Source organism: Christiangramia sp. LLG6405-1, from assembly GCF_045055805.1.
Lineage (GTDB): Bacteria > Bacteroidota > Bacteroidia > Flavobacteriales > Flavobacteriaceae > Christiangramia.
Map to the genome: position 1 here is coordinate 2946984 of NZ_CP159330.1, position 16488 is coordinate 2963471.

Sequence of the window (16488 nt, forward strand, 5' to 3'; positions counted from 1 at the left end):
AGATTGTAGAGGCTGAAATTAATGAAATTCTATTAGCCCATAAATAGAGATCCCGATTATTTAATCTTCAGCAGTATGTTTTCCTGATCTGGACGGAATCCTGATCATATTGAAAGATTTCATCAAATGAAATAATCCCGGCAATATGATCCCTCCTCCAATGATCAATGAAATTCCCAGCACGTGCATTACAGATTCCGGAGCAGTGTTTTCGAGCATATTCACTTCCGAAGTACTGGTAATAATAAGGCGCGGAAAATGAGTATACACAGCAGCAAATATCACCAGTAAGATCTGTAATCCTGCGTAAATCCTGGTCTGTACACGTTTTTGTTTCCCAATAGCAAACCATAGAGGAATCAGTAATAATGCTGAGAGTACGATCGCTATTAGAGATATACTATTCTGAAGAAATTCTTTAATAAAAACCATATCATACCAGTACCCATAGAAAAGCACTGCACCACCCACCAATACTAACACAATGGTAAAAATTGCCGATTTCCGACTATACATTTTCCTGATATCTCCTTCAGTTTCTCCAATTAATAATGTTGAAGCCAGGAATGTACAAAGTGCAGCATAGAATAATCCTGTTAGAACAGTAAAGGTATTTAGCCACGGATACATAAAAATTTCAGCAAACGTAGTATTAGAGTAATCATCTGTAACTACAATCTTACCGCTTAACAATGCACCAAATGACATTCCGAGGAAAATTGGAGTAATAAGGCTTGATATCCTGAACATGCGATTATACCATACCTGTGTTCCATCGATCACCGCATCATAATGCCTGAAAATAAATGCAACTCCCCGCATGGTAATTCCTAATAACACCAGTGTAAGGGGAATATGAAGATAGATGATGATGATATTGAAATACGCTGGAAAAGCGATCCATAAAATAACAATCAGGATAATAAGCCAGATATGATTGGCTTCCCAGACCGGTCCCATGACTTTATAGACCGTAAGTTTATTCAATTCCCTGTTCTCCCGGGATGAAAAAAGCTCTACGATGCCAGCCCCAAAGTCGGCACCACCCAAAAGAACATATAGAAATAGAGAGAAAAACGTAAAAAACAGTACCACGTATAACATACCTACCCGATTGAGTTATTAAGAACCTTGATCTGCCTGTGCATTAGCCAGGTTACCATCGCTGCAAGGATGGCGTAAACAGTAACGTACAGGTAAAAGCTAAATTCTAAACCGGGCATTGGGGTTACAGCTTCAGAAGTTCGCATGATATTGTACACGATCCAGGGTTGTCTTCCTACCTCGGTAACTACCCAACCTGCTTCCACGGCTACAAACCCTAAAGGGGTTAGTATCGCGAACAGCCACCAATACTTCTTATTATTCAGCCAGCTTTTCTTCTTTAAACTGATAAAATAGATCAAAGCCGCCAGCATTAGTAAACTACCAATTCCCACCATGGTCTGGAAAGCGTAATGTACAACAGGAACCGGTGGGAGATCTTCTTCAGGAAAATCATTCAGTCCTTTTACCTCAGCATCAAAATCTCCAAAGGCCAGGAAGGATAATGCTTTTGGTATTTCCAACTTATTACTCACAGTTTTATTTTCCGCATCCACGATTCCGCCGATATAAAGCGGAGCTCCTTTTTGTGTTTCATAGTGCGCTTCCATCGCCGCCAGTTTTACCGGCTGTCTTTGTGCGACATCCTTAGCCGAAATATCACCACTTATAGGCTGTAAAAGCGCTGCGACCGCTCCAAAAACTATGGCGATCTTAAAAGCAGCTTTGTGCAAATCTGGGCGTTTGTTACGTAATATTTGTATGGCGTGAAGACCGGCAACGGCAAAGCCAGTAGCAGCGAAAGCGGCCAGGGTCATATGCAGAGCCTGGGTAAACCATGCGTCATTAAGAAAAGCCTTGACCGGATCTATATTTACATATGCGCCATCTACCACATCAAAACCAGTTGGGGAATTCATCCAGGCATTGGCAGATACTACGAGAATCCCTGAGATCACTCCTGAAATTCCCACGATGATCCCAGTGATCCAGTGAAAAGTTTCCGGAAGTTTTTTCCAACCATAAAGGTAAAAGCCAAGTGCGATCGCTTCGACAAAGAAGGCCGCACCTTCCAGGGAAAACGGCATTCCTATTACAGGACCTGCATGTTTCATAAATTCTGGCCAGAGCATTCCCAGCTCAAAGGACAGCGCTGTTCCAGAAACTGCACCGGTGACAAAAAAAATGGCAACTCCGCGTTGCCAGGCTTTGGTAAGTTTTAAATAGATAGGCTTTCGGGTATTCAGCCACTTTTTATGAGAAACGACCATAAAAAAGGGCATTACCATACCAATACAAGCAAAAATAATATGAAATTCGAGGGTAAAAGCCATTTGAAGTCTGGCGTAATCGAGGTTTTCCATAACGGAATGATTTGGATGATATTCCGACCTCAAAAAGAAGGTTGAAACACCTGTTCTTTCGGCTTGTAAATTTACTGAATTTTATAGGCTTGATCCCTTCAGAAACACTTTAATTTCTGAATTTAACGCATGTTCCATGAAGTCTTCAGAAGGATCAAAAAACTTTAGAATTTTCCGAAGAAAACTTCAGAAGAGATTAGAGCAGTTCGCTTAGAATAATGTAGATACCCATCACTAGAACGAACCAACCGAAGCCTTTTTTCAACTTCTTTCCATCTATAAATTTATTCAGATACACTCCCAGCCAGATCCCACCAATGGAGATCGCAGTAAATATGAGTAGAAACGGCCAGTCGATCTCTAGGTTTTGAACATCTCCAATAAAACCGATCAAACTTTTAAATGCGATAATGAGTAAGGAAGTCGCCACTGCTTTTTTCATGGGAAGTTTGGCGAGTAAGACCAATGCCGGAATGATAAGGAAACCACCACCAGCTCCAACGATCCCGGTGAGCAGTCCAACTATGATACCTTCTAAAATGATCAAAGGATAATTGTATTGAACTTCCTGTTCTTCACCAGTATCTTCAGTACGTTTTTGAGTAATCATCGAAATTGAAGCGATCACCATGATGATGGCGAAAAACAACATGATTCCGATATTCTTGGTAATCATGAGTCCGCCAATACTAAGGATCTCTTCAGGAATTGCCGGGACGAGGTACATCCTGGTAAGGTATACGGCGATAAATGCGGGAATTGCAAAAACAATCGCGGTCCTGAAATCTATTAATTTCTTCGGAAGGTTTCTAAGTGCGCCTACCAAAGCTGAAGTTCCCACTACAAAAAGAGAATAAGCAGTCGCGGTTACAGGATTGATCGCCATAAGGTAAACCAGCACCGGAACCGTAAGTATGGAACCTCCACCACCTATGAGACCAAGCACTACTCCTATAAGTAAAGCTCCAAAATAACCGAGAATTTCAAGAATATCCATAGTAATTTAATTTCGGAACAAATGTATTGGGTTCATAGAGCACGTGCAGTAACAAGTGTTACAGAAGCATTACAGGTCGATGACCTTGATCTGGTTTCTTTGTAATTTGATCTTTCCATCCAGTTCGAGTTTCTTTAATAACCTGGAAACTACCACCCTGGACGTATGAAGATCGTACGCGATTTGCTGATGGGTACTTTGCACATTCTCATCTCCATTGATCTTAGCCTTGTCCCGCAGGTATTTCATAATACGCTGATCCATATTAAGAAACGCGATCGTGTCTATTGTATCCAGCATTTCAGAAAGACGGGAATGATAGCTTTCAAAAACAAAATTTCTCCAGCTTTTAAATCTTGCGGTCCATTCTTCCATTTTTGCGATTGGAACCATGATCATGGTAGTGTCGGTTTCGGCTACCGCACGAATTTCACTTTTGGTCTGGCCCATGCAGCAATTAAGAGTCATGGCACAGGTATCCCCTCGTTCTATAAAGTAGAGCAGCAATTCATCGCCATCACCGTCTTCGCGTAAAATTTTAATAGCGCCATTGAGCAACAGCGGCATCCCGGTAACATAATCGCCAAACTCAATAATGCGCTCCCCTGCATCGATCTTACGAATAGATCCACATTCGGCGATCTCTTCGAGCAATTCTTTTTCAAATAGAAAGCCATAGGCCTCCTGTAATTCGGTCATCATGGGTTAGGATTTTTACCCTTTAAAATTAGCAAGATTATCGAGAACAATCCCTAGTGATTAGGTAGGTTACTTCGGAAGCTTCACTGAAATCAGAAAATATTGATACTTCAGAAGTAAGTTTTATAAAAATTTTAAAGTTATAGGGCCTTCCGAAGAATTCATTTAACGAAGTCTTATTAAGCATCGGCTCTCTTAAGGCGTACCTTAGTGTTCGAGAAAAATTGCTAAACAAAAAGAAATAAAATTATGTCGAAGGATTCAAAAATGACCACTATTAACCCAGCAACCGGGAAGGAAATCCAATCTTATGATACGATGACCAATGACGAAATGAACAAGGCGATCGAGTCCTGTCATGAAGCATTCCTGGAATGGAAAATGAAGCCTGCTGAAGAGCGCGCAAAAATTATTGTTAATATTGGAAAAGAGCTTGACAAGAATAAAGACAAACTTGCCAAATTAATGACAGAGGAAATGGGGAAACTGGAAAAGCAGGGACACCAGGAAATCGAACTCTGTTCAGCTATTTGTGATTATACTGCCGAAAACGGACCAAAGAGTCTGCAGGATGAAGAAAGAGAATTGCCAGAAGGTGGAAAAGGTTTTATCACCTACTCTCCAATGGGCGTGATCTACGGAATCCAACCATGGAACTTCCCAACTTACCAGGTAGTGCGTTATTCTATCGCCAATCTTATGGCCGGAAACGGAGTATTGCTGAAACATGCTGAAAACGTAACCGGAACAGGAATTTTACTGGAGCAAATTTATAAGGACGCAGGTTTACCAGAAAACCTATTCAAAACACTGGTGATTTCTCATGACCAGAGTGATGAGGTGATCGAGAACAAGCGAGTGCGCGGAGTGACTCTTACAGGAAGTCCAAGCGCCGGAAGAATTATTGGTGAAAAAGCAGGGAAAGCACTTAAGAAAACGGTATTGGAACTGGGAAGTAACGATGCTTATATCGTACTTGATGATGCAGACCTTGATCTTGCTGTAAAAACCTGTGTACAGGGACGTCTTTATAACAATGGAGAAACCTGTGTTGCTGCGAAAAGATTTATTGTAGTAGATGCGGTTTATGACAAATTTAGAGATGCTTTTGTAGAGCAAATGAAGAATATGAAGGCTGGAGATCCTACAAGCGAAGATAGCGATCTTGGACCAATGGCCAGAAAGGATCTACGTGAAGAACTTCATGAGCAGGTTGAAGAGAGCGTGAAAAAAGGCGCTAAGATCTTGTGTGGAGGAAAACTGCCAGAAGGCGATGGTTTCTATTATCCAGCGACTGTGCTAGAAAACCTGGAGCCAGGTCAACCAGCATATGATGATGAGCTTTTTGGACCGGTAGCTTCTCTAATCAAAGCGAAAGATACTGATGATGCAATGAGAATTGCAAACGATAGTAGATTTGGTCTTGGTGGTGGAATTTTCTCTAAGGATGAAGCTAAGGCTAAGGAATTAGCACAAATGCATTTTGATACCGGAATGGTATTTATCAATTCCTTTGGACTTGCCAAGCCTAACATGCCATTTGGTGGTGTGAAAGATTCAGGTTATGGTAGAGAACATGGTGGATTTGGATTGCATGAATTCGTAAATGCGAAGTCTGTAATGATGGCATAAGTCATTGTTCAATAATCATATTTATAAGGGAGCTTCGGCTCCCTTTTTTTGTACCCAAATTGAATATAAACCTCTGAACCAGCACTTTCTGTTTTTAAACGTTTTCACAAGTAATACGGTTTTACGAATCGGATTTTAATTTATGTTTGAAGATTAATTAAATTTTTATGAAGCAATTGAATTTGTTTCTATTCACACATAAAAATGCTGAACAGATAGGTATAGACTTTAGGTTCGACATGGAACTAAAAGCACATTTAAAAATGCTGAAGGAAGTGAGATGGAGTCGAACCCATTCCTGTTTCTATATACCATCGGGCAGACAATATCTGGAAAAACTGAGCTCCCACTTCAAAACTATTGAAGTAGAGATGAATACTGCTTTACTGGATTTCTCCAGAATTCCGGATATCGCCATTGTGGAAACTGTTGAAGTAAGACAGGCCATGCGAAAGTTCGTGCAGTACTTGAAAGGACTCAGACATAGCACAAGTACGATCAAAACCTATTCTTCATTTGTGCACTCATTTCTGAAATTTCATCATGAAAAAGAGAATTACACACATAAGGATGTCGCCAGGTTTATAGAATCTGAAGTTGCTCTGAAACGCTATTCTATAAGTACACACAGGCAATGTATTAGTGCATTGAAGCATTATTTTGAATTTAACGAGAATGCGTTATTTGATCTGAACGCGTTGAAGCGTCCTAAAAAAAGCAGTTATTTACCTACGGTTCTAAGCAAGGAAGAGCTAATCGATCTATTGAGACTTACCCGAAATTTGAAACATCGAAGTATTCTCGCCCTTATTTATTCATCAGGCTTGCGAATTGGCGAGCTTATCAATCTCGAGTTGCGGGATCTTGATATTGATAGAAGGCAAATACTGGTTAGACAGGCGAAAGGTAGGAAAGACCGTTATGTAATGATGGCTGAAAGTTTTCTTCCCTTATTGCTGAATTATTTACAAACTTATGAACCTAAGCGATACTTCGCTGAAGGTAACGGCGGGAAATACTCCAGTTCCGCAATTCGCGGATTTCTGAAGGATAGCTGCGAAAGAGCGAAGATCAGGAAAAGGGTGACTCCGCATACCTTAAGACACAGTTTTGCCACCCATATGCTGGAAAACGGAACAGATCTAAGATATATCCAAGAGCTCCTTGGCCACGCCAAACCGGAAACTACGATGATCTATACGCATATAACCAAAAAAGACTTACTTAAAATTGAGAGTCCGCTAGATTCCACCATCAAGAAATTACTGGAGAAGGGAGATAAAGAACAGTCGGATCTGCGTTTATCCCGAAACATACTCGGATAAAAATGTATATTTGGGTGGATATAACGAGTTAGCTCCAATATTTTATCAAGAAAAAAGTTCCCAATTTGGTAATTTTATTTATCTTTGTTTTAAAATAATTTAATGTGAGAATTATTGCAAAACGAACCTTACGCGATTTTTGGACAAAACACGCTGATAGTGAACAACAATTAAAAGCCTGGTATCGAGAAACAGAAAAAACCGATTGGGAAAATATTAATGATCTAAAGAAAGATTATCCTAGCGCAAGTATTTTACAAGAAAATAGAATTGTATTCAACATTAAAGGAAACAATTATAGATTAATTGTAAAATTCAGTTTCGAATATCAAATCTGTTGGATTAGATTTATTGGAACGCACGCAGAATATGATAAAATAGACGCAAATACAATTTAAGATGAAAATTACACCAATAAGAAACGAACAAGATTACCAAAATGCACTTGAAAGACTTGAGGTGATTTTTGATGCAAAAAGAGGAACTGAGGAAGGTGACGAACTAGAAATATTATCAATTCTAATCGACAATTATGAAAATGAACATTTTCCAATTGGAATGCCAGATCCGATAGAAGCTATAAAATTTAGAATGGAACAAATGGGAATGAAACAAAAAGATCTAGCAGAGATTTTTGGTTTTAAAAGTAGAGTTAGTGAAATTTTAAGTAAGAAAAGAAAACTGACTTTAGATATGGTAAGAAAGCTAAACACTACACTACATATTCCGACAGAGGTTTTAATTCAAGATTATTAATCCGAACACAAATACTGGAGCTAACAACGGTTATCACAAATAACGGGTATTATCGAAAAAGTGTATTTTAGTATCCTAAGTAAGAAAATACTTAAACCGACTAGTCCGCATCCCTACTCCCGCAACTTGTGTTAACCGAGACCGTTAGCCACAATTACCAGAATGAGCATAGAAATAACACTTTATACCAAGAAAGCAACGAAATCTAGTTTGATCAAATATTTACGAGATCACAATTTTTATAAGGTGAAACATTTCATAGACTCTTATAATGATAAAAACAATCTTCATTATATGTGGTTCGGCTCAAAAAATAATGAATCAACTGCTGGAGTAGAATCAACAATCATTAAAGTAGATAATGACTTAAAGAAACAGTTTAAATGCTCGGACTGGATATTGCACACTAGAACAAAATCCAGTGGAAGTTTTGAAGATAAAGCTAAACAAAACGAGATAATAAAAAGTGCAAGAAAGCAGTTCGGAGGAACATTTTATAATGATGGATATGGAACAAACAGATATATTGACTTAAATGACTATCCGAGATTTCAACCTCACGAAAAAGCAATTTCTAATATAAGAGAGAATGCATTAGAAAAGCTATTTCAAATTACCAATAGTGTAGAGAATTACAAAAACCCGCTAAGCGATAATTTACAGAGTATTAATATTCCTGCATTGAAAGATTTATTAAAGACTAAAGATCCAAGCGTAACTTTATATAATAGTTTAATTCCATTTCTCGTATCGGTAATTGAGTATTTCTTCGGAGAAATTTTTATAGCAATTATAAGATATGATCCGGTTGCGAAGGAATTAATTGCTAAAGAAAACTTTAAAATCGGAATTTCGGAAGTTGTGAAAATTGAAAATAAAGAAAAATCAATTGAGGAGAGCGTAGCTGAGAACTATAATTTTCAAAATCTTGATAGTATAAATAAAGTTTACAATAAATTTGTTCAAATAGATATATTTTCGATTCTAAGTAAACGAAAAAAAGTTAACGGCAAAATTTTAAGAATTTTAAATAAGATAGAGGATTTAATTAACTCACGACATAATATTATTCACAACTTGGAATTTAATTATGAAATGACAAAAAATGACTATCTAACTTATGTCAAAACCGTTGAAAAAATGATTGAAATGATTGTTGATGAGCTAGAAAACCAAAGAAAATTAAATATCGAAAGGTAACAGTGGCTAACAACGGTTATCACAAATAACGGGTTTTATCGAAAAAGTGTAATTTAGCATCCTAAGAAAGAAAAGAACTAAACCGACAAGTTCGCATCCCTACTCCCGCAACTTGTGTTAACCGAGACCGTTGTAAACAAGAGCTCAAAAAAAAATTTTATCATTAAAAACGGATTGATTTTTAATCTACATTTAGCCATTAACAATCAACTATTTAATTATAATTTTTTGTGATCTATGAAAGAGATTAAACAAAGAAAAGGATTTGAAAATCGGTCTTATAAATTAGATTCAAATTCAGAATTCGTCGAAGTTACCTTCAATTCAATTAAAGAAAAATTGAGGTATAAAATTCATCTAACTGAAATTGGTAACGAAATTCTTTACGAGGCAGATAATGTAATCGTAGGAAAGATCTTTATAGGAATAACAACTCTTATAACTTTAGTTTGCCTTGGAGTTTATTACTTAAGTAACCCAGAAGATCCTGGAACCTATGTTGCCAACACGATAATATGGGGGACAATTTCAATCTGTGGGTTTATATGGCCTCATAAGGACGATATTCTTATAGTAAATGGCAGCAAACATATTAGGCTTTTTCGTACTAAACCTAGCGAAGAAAAAGTTCTAGAATTTGCTAACCATCTGATAAAAATGGCAAATGAAAAAAGAAAAGAGTTGGCTATAAATTTCGATTTTAGCGAGGAGCAATTCACGGCGAACATCAATTGGCTTTTAAATATGAAACTAATTGAGCCAAAGGAATTTGAAGAATTAAAAGCGGAATATAAGTTTAAAAAGCTTATTTGAATTAATTTCAAGATCGAGGATTCGCTCCAGTTTACAACAACGGTTAATCGCCAATAAGCGGCACCGTTAGAAAGAAAATAATTAACTTGACCAACAACCAACATTAAGCCGACAAATCCGCGTCCCTTACTCCGCCAACTAGCGATAACCGAGACCGTTAGGCACAATTATCTGATAGAGCCAAATAGCAAACAAATTTTGTACTTTTACAAAAAATTGAAAAGGATTCTTGAAACTAGAACACAATATATCTAGAATAGAATATTTACTAGATCTCTTTAGACTTTCTCTAGACGATTTATTAAATATAATTAGTGAAGGACTTAAAAACCCTATCACTAGAGAAGACTTATATACCAATGAAATTAAAGCTAGTACTCTAAAAAAAATTGATAAAGTTTTTAATAAAGGCCTGAACTTTTATTTAGATCCGAGTGAACCTAAACACACAAAGGACGCTAGTATATTTTTTCGTAAAGATAATTTCAATTCCGACCTAAATATCGGTGCAAAGAAAATTGTAAATCAATTTGAAGAGCTAAAAATATCAGTATCAGCTTTATCAAAATTGACCGATTTTAATTTAGAAAGAAAATTTAAAATTTACAGCGTCCAAGATAATCCATTAGATGTTGCATTTGAGATTAGAGAAAATCTTTATCCAGCAATAAAAATTAAAGGTCTAAGGGATTTTCTGAAAGCTCTAATAAACTCATTTGCAGATTCAAATATTATGGTTTTTGAGTTTATAGAAACTTGGAACAAGAAGGATAAAGCGAATATAAATGGCTTCTTCTTAAGCCCTAATACTATTGTTTTAAAAAGGCAACAAAAATCATTTAGAAGAGAAATTTTTACTTTAGTTCATGAATTAGGTCACTTCTTACTGAATGAAGAAGAAATTGAAGAAGTTGACTATAAATCTATTTCCAAAAATCACCTAAATAAGATAGAAAACTGGTGTAATGAATTTGCCTACTATTTCTTAGTTGGAGAATACTATAAACAAATAAAAAGTCTTGAAAAGGCTGATATGTTTAATGATTATCATCACAATCTGATTGATGAGATATCAAAGGAAACTCATCTAAGTACTTTAGCACTTTATACGAGATTACTCTATGATAATAAGATTTCTAATTCAGACTACAATAAGATAAGAAGCGAAATAAAATTGGCTTACCAAGAAAAAGTTGCTGAAGAAAATAGAATTAAAGAATTACAAAAACTCCAGGGAATAAAACAAGGTGGATCAGTTCCTAAGCCTATTAATTCACCTCTATTTGTTAATACCCTTCAAAATGCATTATTAGATGGTGTAATTAACGAATATGAATTTTGTAAAAAGCTAAAGATTAAACCTGAGAAAATGGAACAGTTTATTCAATGAAAATTATAGTTGATACAAGTTCCTGGTTAGCTTTGGTTCGATATTATATTCCATTCGATCCAGATTCCAATGTCTATCTATTCTTTAAAAATGGTATTGAGAATGGTTCCATTATTCTAATTAATGAAGTTCATCAAGAATGTTCATTTGTAGCCCAAAGAATAGTTCCAAAAAATCTTTCCTTCTTCAATGAGAAAAAGAACATCACAAAAACGACTGATCTTTTCCCCTCTCCAAAATTTTTCAATTTAGTAGATAATCAATTTACAGTTCAATCCATTAAAAGGCGATTGACAGATGTGGAATATGAAAATAGAAAAGAAGCATTTCTAAGTTCAGCAGATTCCAAGATAATTTTAAAAGCTCAGAAACTAATTAAAGAAGAAAAGATAGAAAATACGATTGTCGTTTCAGAAGAAACTAGTTCTGAAAATGATAACAAAGTTTTCAAAAAGATTCCTGCGATATGCAGTCTTTTAAAAATTGAATGTTTAACTCTACCTGAGCTAATAGAAAAATATAATTCTGAGATAAATTTACGATTCTAGAGATAACTGTGCCTAACATCGGTTCATCGCAAATAACGGGTTTAGTCCAAAAAGTGTAATTTTAGAAACCAGGAAAGAAAATAGTTAATCCGACAAGTCCGCGTCCCTACTCCCGCAACTTGCGATAACCGTAACAGTTGGCAATAATTATTTATATGAAGCAATATTTTACTATTCTTATAATTTTTATATCATTTTCAATTAATGCACAAAGAATATTAGAAGTTCCTCCTGGAACAATAAAAATTAATGATACACTATTTATTGATAAAGCTCCTATTGATAATTTAATGTATTCAGAGTTTACAGATAATGTACAAAGACTTTGGACTTATATTTTAAATGATTCTTTGAAATCCTTAGAATTAGAAAATATAGATAAATCCCTGTTGATTAATTCATTAGACAAAAATCAAAATAAAGAGATTTTTAATAAAATTACTGTAGCTCAAAATGTACAATTACCTGAGAATGTAAGTCTTTATAACTATTTTAATCATCCTCAATATAATTATCATCCTGTCATCGGAATCTCAAAAGATTTAGCTCAAATTTTCTGTCAATGGCGCACCGACATGGTGAATTTGAGGTGGAGTACAGAAATTAAGAATGGTGATCCAAAATATAAAAAAATTAAATATCGGATTCCAACAACACAGGAATATAGATTAGCAAAAGATTATTTTTCGGACAATAATAAATTATTAATGATTAATAAATTTTCACCATTAAAAATCGATTTAAAAGACCTTCGAGACAATGAAAGTTTTATATTATTTGAAAATCCCGAATTCTCTTCAACAGATCAATATTTTAGAAATGATTCGATTAAAATAGAAGAAACAAATCAACAACACACAGACAACTTGGTTTTCTTCCGTTGTATATGTGAAGTGCAAAAATAACTATTGCCAACAACGATTCATCGCAAATAGACGGCACCGTTATTAAGAAAATAATTAAATTCACCAACAAACCAGGTCTAAGCCGACAACGCCGCGTTCCCTACTCCGCCAACTTGCGATAATCGAGACCGTTAGCCACAACTAAAAGAAACTGCAGTACAAAACAGAAATATGAAAAGATTTTTAATTATAATATTAACTTACTTATTTATAAGTACCAATACATTTTCGCAATCCATAGACATAGAAAGTTGGACTAAAGATATTGATTTTTATAAGACCAATCTTGAACAAAATCATATTGACTTATACAACACGATTAGTAAAGTGGAATTTGAAAAGGAAATACAGCAAATTAAATCAACTTTAAACAAAAAAAGTGACGTAGGAGTTATTATAGACTTAATGCGGTTAACTCGAAAAATTGGAGATGGACATACAGCATTTTCATTAAGAGGTGTCGAAACACATTTATTTCCAATTGAGATTTATAAAGTAAACGGTCAGTGGAGAGTTATCAAAACGACTAAGAATCATAAGAATCTTTTAGGGAAAATATTAACGAGGATTGATGGAAAACCCATAAATAAAATAATAAAAGAAGTAAGTGAAACTGCACAGTATGTAGAAAATGAACAATCTGAAATTATTAGAACTGGCGAGTATTTAATGATATCTGAATTGTTATTTGGCTTACAGCTAACACATAATGAATTTAAAGCAGAGTTTACTTTTTTGGACGATAATAATAGAGAATCAAAAGTATTATTAAATGCTATCAATAATAAAAACTATTACGAGAATACCGACTTCCAATCATATGATATAATAATTCCAGAAATTCAAAAACCAGTTGACTCAAAACACGATTATCTTTGGTTCAGTTCTATAAAAGACACGAAAGGAATTTTTATCAAATTTGAGAGTTATCCATCATTTGAAGAAATGGAAAAGTTTGGAGAATTAGTTTTAAATTACATCAATGAAAATAAAATTAATCAAGTAGTAATTGATTTAAGAAATAATGGAGGTGGAGATTTTTTTGTCGGAACTTTTTTGGCTTATTATCTAAATTTGGCTGATAGTATTGATTGGAAATCTGGAGTTTATGTTTTAACAGACAAAGTAACTTTTTCTGCTGGAGCAAGTAATGCATCACAATTTAGACAAATCCTAAATGCTAAAATTATTGGAGAACCTACAGGTTCAAATCCAACAGGATATCAAGATATGGGACAGTTTACACTTCCAAATTCTGGAATGATTGTTACTTATTCAAAAAGACTGTTTAGATTTCAAGATAAAATCACACAAGGAGTTCAACCAGATGTTTTGATTGAATATGATTGGGAAAGCTACTCAAAAGGAATTGACAATATGATGGAATGGATTATTAATGACATTCGAATTAAATAGCAGTGGCTAACAACGGTTAATCGCCAATAAGCGGCAACTTTAGTAAGAAAATAATTATCTTGACCAACAACCAATACTAAACCGATAAATCCGCGCTCCTTACTCCGCCAACTGGCGATAACCGAGACCGTTGTGTGTAAGTTTTAAAGAACGAAATGAAAAACCAAGAACTTATAAAATTTGGATTGATATCACTGATTATTGATGTAATAATAATTTGGTTCTATGTATATAAATTTGAAAAACCTGATCCAAGTGTTTCCATTGCCGCAATACTTATTGTGCCTTCATTATTGATTATAAATTTAATTTTAGGTTTCATTTTACTAGTCATTAAGAATAAATTTTCTAAAATATTTTTTATAAACTCACTTTTAAGTCCGACTATATTCTACGCACTATGGATATTATGGTACAATGGTTATTCTTCAAGATATTACATTGATTATCATTTTAAATCTGATAATAAACTACACGAATTAAGCCTGTCTAAAGAATCTGACTTTTTTAATATATCAGATATTTCAACGCAAAAAAATGGATTTACAACAGGATTATATTCCGGAAAATATGACATTGTAGGAGATACAATTCTAATGATAGATGATACAATAAGAATGTTTATCATCGATGACAAACTTATAGGATTTCCGAATGATTTTAAGACTAGGTTTAAACTTGAAGAACAATAAAACCTACACACAACATCGGTTAAGCGCAAATAGCGGGCTTAGTCGAAAAAGTGTATTTTTAGACACCAAGTAAAAAACAAATAAGCCGACAAGAACGTGTCCCTACTCCACGCTACTTGCCTTAACCAAGACCGTTGTGTGTAATACCAAAGAAAATAATTAAATTAAAATGACACCTGTTTTAGAAGTCTTACTAAAAAACATCAAAATACTTATTGAATCTGCAGATTTAGGTTCTTCAATAAATCATGAAGGTTTAAAAGGTAAAGTCAAGGAAGAGCACCTAAGTGAGTTTTTTTTAAAATATCTACCTCGTAAATGGAACATAGGAAATGGAAAAATTGCTGATGGCAATGGAAGTTTATCTGCTGAAACAGATTTAATTATTTATAATGAAGATTCTCTTCCGAAAGCTATGCTAAGTTCCAATGTTGGGGTTTTTCCAATTGAAAGTTGCAGATATGCTTTTGAAATAAAATCTACTATAAATTCAAAAGAGATAAAAAGCACTATTAGAAAATTTAATTTGCTAAAGAAATTTGATTCTAAAGGTCAAAAACGACCGATTCGAGTTCTTTTCGCATATTCTTCTGATTTGAAGAAAGAGAATGAAATAGAACGACTAAAAAAATATGACTCTGAATTTCATACTAATCCAGCAATTGATGTTTTATTAGTTATTGGTAAAGGTTATTGGAGTCATACGAAAAGGAATTATGAATTCGTAGAATCAGGACAATTAGCAACATCTTCATTTTATTATGAGTCTATTTCACGACAAAATAATTTCGAGATTGCTCTGTTATTATCTGCAATGTTAAATACTTTAAGCCCTGAATTACCACATTTTTCTAATTATTTAAATGAATTCAAGGATTATAACGCATTAACTGTTGCGCAAGAAGTTATCACTAATGTAGAAGAAAATCTTAAAAAAAAATCTAGTAAGGACAAAGAAAAATTAATTGTTCGCTATCAAATTTTCGAATACAAAAATAAATACTATTGGCTTAAGAGGCCTAAGAAAATTGATTTAATATTTGATGGAAAAAATCAAAAATTCACTGAACCTGTAATTGAGATTGATATTATTAATGATGGAGAACGAAATATATATCGAAAATATTGAGGTTCTAACATCTAAGCAATTAGTATTCTTCTTTCCAATATCCAATCTATATGGCTTTGTGGAATTCCCACTATGCATAAAACCCAACGAGGTTTACAAAGTTGGAAGTAAATTTATTTGCTTTCCTAAAAGGACTGATGGAAAAGCTGGAGGAAATCTATATATGGAAAAAGGAGGAACTTATTTTTGGGAGCATCATTATAAGTTTACAAACACAATGCTAGATATATTTGGAGTAATAAGAATAAAAACAAGTTCGAATCAAACATTTTTCTCTGATGAAATCAATTTTTCACAATTAATAAAAAATGAGAAATATAGCCATCTTGATTTTATGTTAGAAAATGTTGGGCCAATTACGGATGAAATAACCGGTAATCAAGGTATGAAAATTAGAAAAGGTGCACTTCGTTACATATATCAAAATGAAGTAAGAATATTAAAAGGAAAGCGATAAGGTACTACACACAACAACGGTTAATCGCCAATAAGCGGCACCGTTAGAAAGAAAATAATCAACTTGACCAACAAACCAATACTAAGCCGACAAAACCGCGTACCCTACTCCGCCAACTGGC

The 16488-nt window shown here is 34.5% G+C and carries 17 protein-coding genes; 13 read left to right on the forward strand and 4 right to left on the reverse strand.

Annotated elements, in window-relative coordinates; all coding sequences use genetic code 11:
- Positions 1-60 precede the first annotated feature (60 nt).
- The 4 genes from ABVM50_RS13560 to ABVM50_RS13575 all read right to left on the reverse strand — a co-directional run bounded on the left by ABVM50_RS13560 (position 61) and on the right by ABVM50_RS13575 (position 4107).
- A complete protein-coding gene (locus ABVM50_RS13560; RefSeq protein ID WP_405199048.1) occupies positions 61-1104 on the reverse strand; it encodes a cytochrome d ubiquinol oxidase subunit II in 1044 nt (347 codons plus the stop codon).
- Between the two features lie 2 nt (positions 1105-1106).
- Positions 1107-2408 carry a cytochrome ubiquinol oxidase subunit I gene (locus ABVM50_RS13565; RefSeq protein ID WP_405199049.1) on the reverse strand — a complete coding sequence of 434 codons (1302 nt, stop codon included), beginning with the start codon at positions 2406-2408 and terminating at the stop codon, positions 1107-1109.
- Between the two features lie 196 nt (positions 2409-2604).
- Positions 2605-3405, reverse strand: a complete 801-nt coding sequence (locus ABVM50_RS13570) for a sulfite exporter TauE/SafE family protein (RefSeq protein WP_405199050.1) — start codon at positions 3403-3405, stop codon at positions 2605-2607.
- A 69-nt stretch (positions 3406-3474) separates the two neighbouring features.
- On the reverse strand, positions 3475-4107 hold the full coding sequence (locus ABVM50_RS13575; protein ID WP_141878006.1) for a Crp/Fnr family transcriptional regulator: 633 nt from the start codon (positions 4105-4107) through the stop codon (positions 3475-3477).
- A gap of 246 nt (positions 4108-4353) precedes the next feature.
- On the opposite strand from ABVM50_RS13575, the gene ABVM50_RS13580 reads away from it, so the two are divergent.
- The 13 genes from ABVM50_RS13580 (at position 4354) to ABVM50_RS13640 (ending at position 16367) form a co-directional block, all read left to right on the forward strand.
- On the forward strand, positions 4354-5736 hold the full coding sequence (locus ABVM50_RS13580; protein ID WP_405199051.1) for an NAD-dependent succinate-semialdehyde dehydrogenase: 1383 nt from the start codon (positions 4354-4356) through the stop codon (positions 5734-5736).
- Positions 5737-5903: 167 nt separating this feature from the next.
- Positions 5904-7061: a site-specific tyrosine recombinase/integron integrase gene (xerA, locus tag ABVM50_RS13585; RefSeq protein ID WP_405199052.1), complete on the forward strand. Its 1158-nt coding sequence runs from the start codon at positions 5904-5906 to the stop codon at positions 7059-7061.
- 104 nt (positions 7062-7165) lie between these two features.
- The gene (locus ABVM50_RS13590; RefSeq protein WP_405199053.1) at positions 7166-7459 is read left to right on the forward strand and encodes a type II toxin-antitoxin system HigB family toxin; all 294 of its coding nucleotides are present in this window, start codon (positions 7166-7168) and stop codon (positions 7457-7459) included.
- A 1-nt stretch (position 7460) separates the two neighbouring features.
- A complete protein-coding gene (locus tag ABVM50_RS13595) occupies positions 7461-7817 on the forward strand; it encodes a type II toxin-antitoxin system HigA family antitoxin (protein WP_405199054.1) in 357 nt (118 codons plus the stop codon).
- Between the two features lie 246 nt (positions 7818-8063).
- Positions 8064-9017, forward strand: a complete 954-nt coding sequence (locus ABVM50_RS13600; protein ID WP_405199055.1) for a hypothetical protein — start codon at positions 8064-8066, stop codon at positions 9015-9017.
- Between the two features lie 237 nt (positions 9018-9254).
- Positions 9255-9830: a hypothetical protein gene (locus tag ABVM50_RS13605; RefSeq protein ID WP_405199056.1), complete on the forward strand. Its 576-nt coding sequence runs from the start codon at positions 9255-9257 to the stop codon at positions 9828-9830.
- A 229-nt stretch (positions 9831-10059) separates the two neighbouring features.
- Positions 10060-11220: an ImmA/IrrE family metallo-endopeptidase gene (locus ABVM50_RS13610; RefSeq protein WP_405199057.1), complete on the forward strand. Its 1161-nt coding sequence runs from the start codon at positions 10060-10062 to the stop codon at positions 11218-11220.
- Positions 11217-11768 (forward strand): DUF4411 family protein, encoded by a 552-nt coding sequence (locus tag ABVM50_RS13615; protein WP_405199058.1) that lies wholly within the window; start codon positions 11217-11219, stop codon positions 11766-11768. Before ABVM50_RS13610 ends, ABVM50_RS13615 begins: the two co-directional genes overlap by 4 nt.
- A gap of 155 nt (positions 11769-11923) precedes the next feature.
- A complete protein-coding gene (locus ABVM50_RS13620) occupies positions 11924-12673 on the forward strand; it encodes an SUMF1/EgtB/PvdO family nonheme iron enzyme (protein ID WP_405199059.1) in 750 nt (249 codons plus the stop codon).
- 171 nt (positions 12674-12844) lie between these two features.
- Complete coding sequence (locus ABVM50_RS13625; protein ID WP_405199060.1) at positions 12845-14089, forward strand: S41 family peptidase; 1245 nt, start codon at positions 12845-12847, stop codon at positions 14087-14089.
- Between the two features lie 155 nt (positions 14090-14244).
- Positions 14245-14781, forward strand: a complete 537-nt coding sequence (locus ABVM50_RS13630; RefSeq protein ID WP_405199061.1) for a hypothetical protein — start codon at positions 14245-14247, stop codon at positions 14779-14781.
- 169 nt (positions 14782-14950) lie between these two features.
- The gene (locus ABVM50_RS13635) at positions 14951-15910 is read left to right on the forward strand and encodes a DUF6602 domain-containing protein (protein ID WP_405199062.1); all 960 of its coding nucleotides are present in this window, start codon (positions 14951-14953) and stop codon (positions 15908-15910) included.
- On the forward strand, positions 15876-16367 hold the full coding sequence (locus ABVM50_RS13640; RefSeq protein WP_405199063.1) for a hypothetical protein: 492 nt from the start codon (positions 15876-15878) through the stop codon (positions 16365-16367). Before ABVM50_RS13635 ends, ABVM50_RS13640 begins: the two co-directional genes overlap by 35 nt.
- Positions 16368-16488 lie beyond the last annotated feature (121 nt).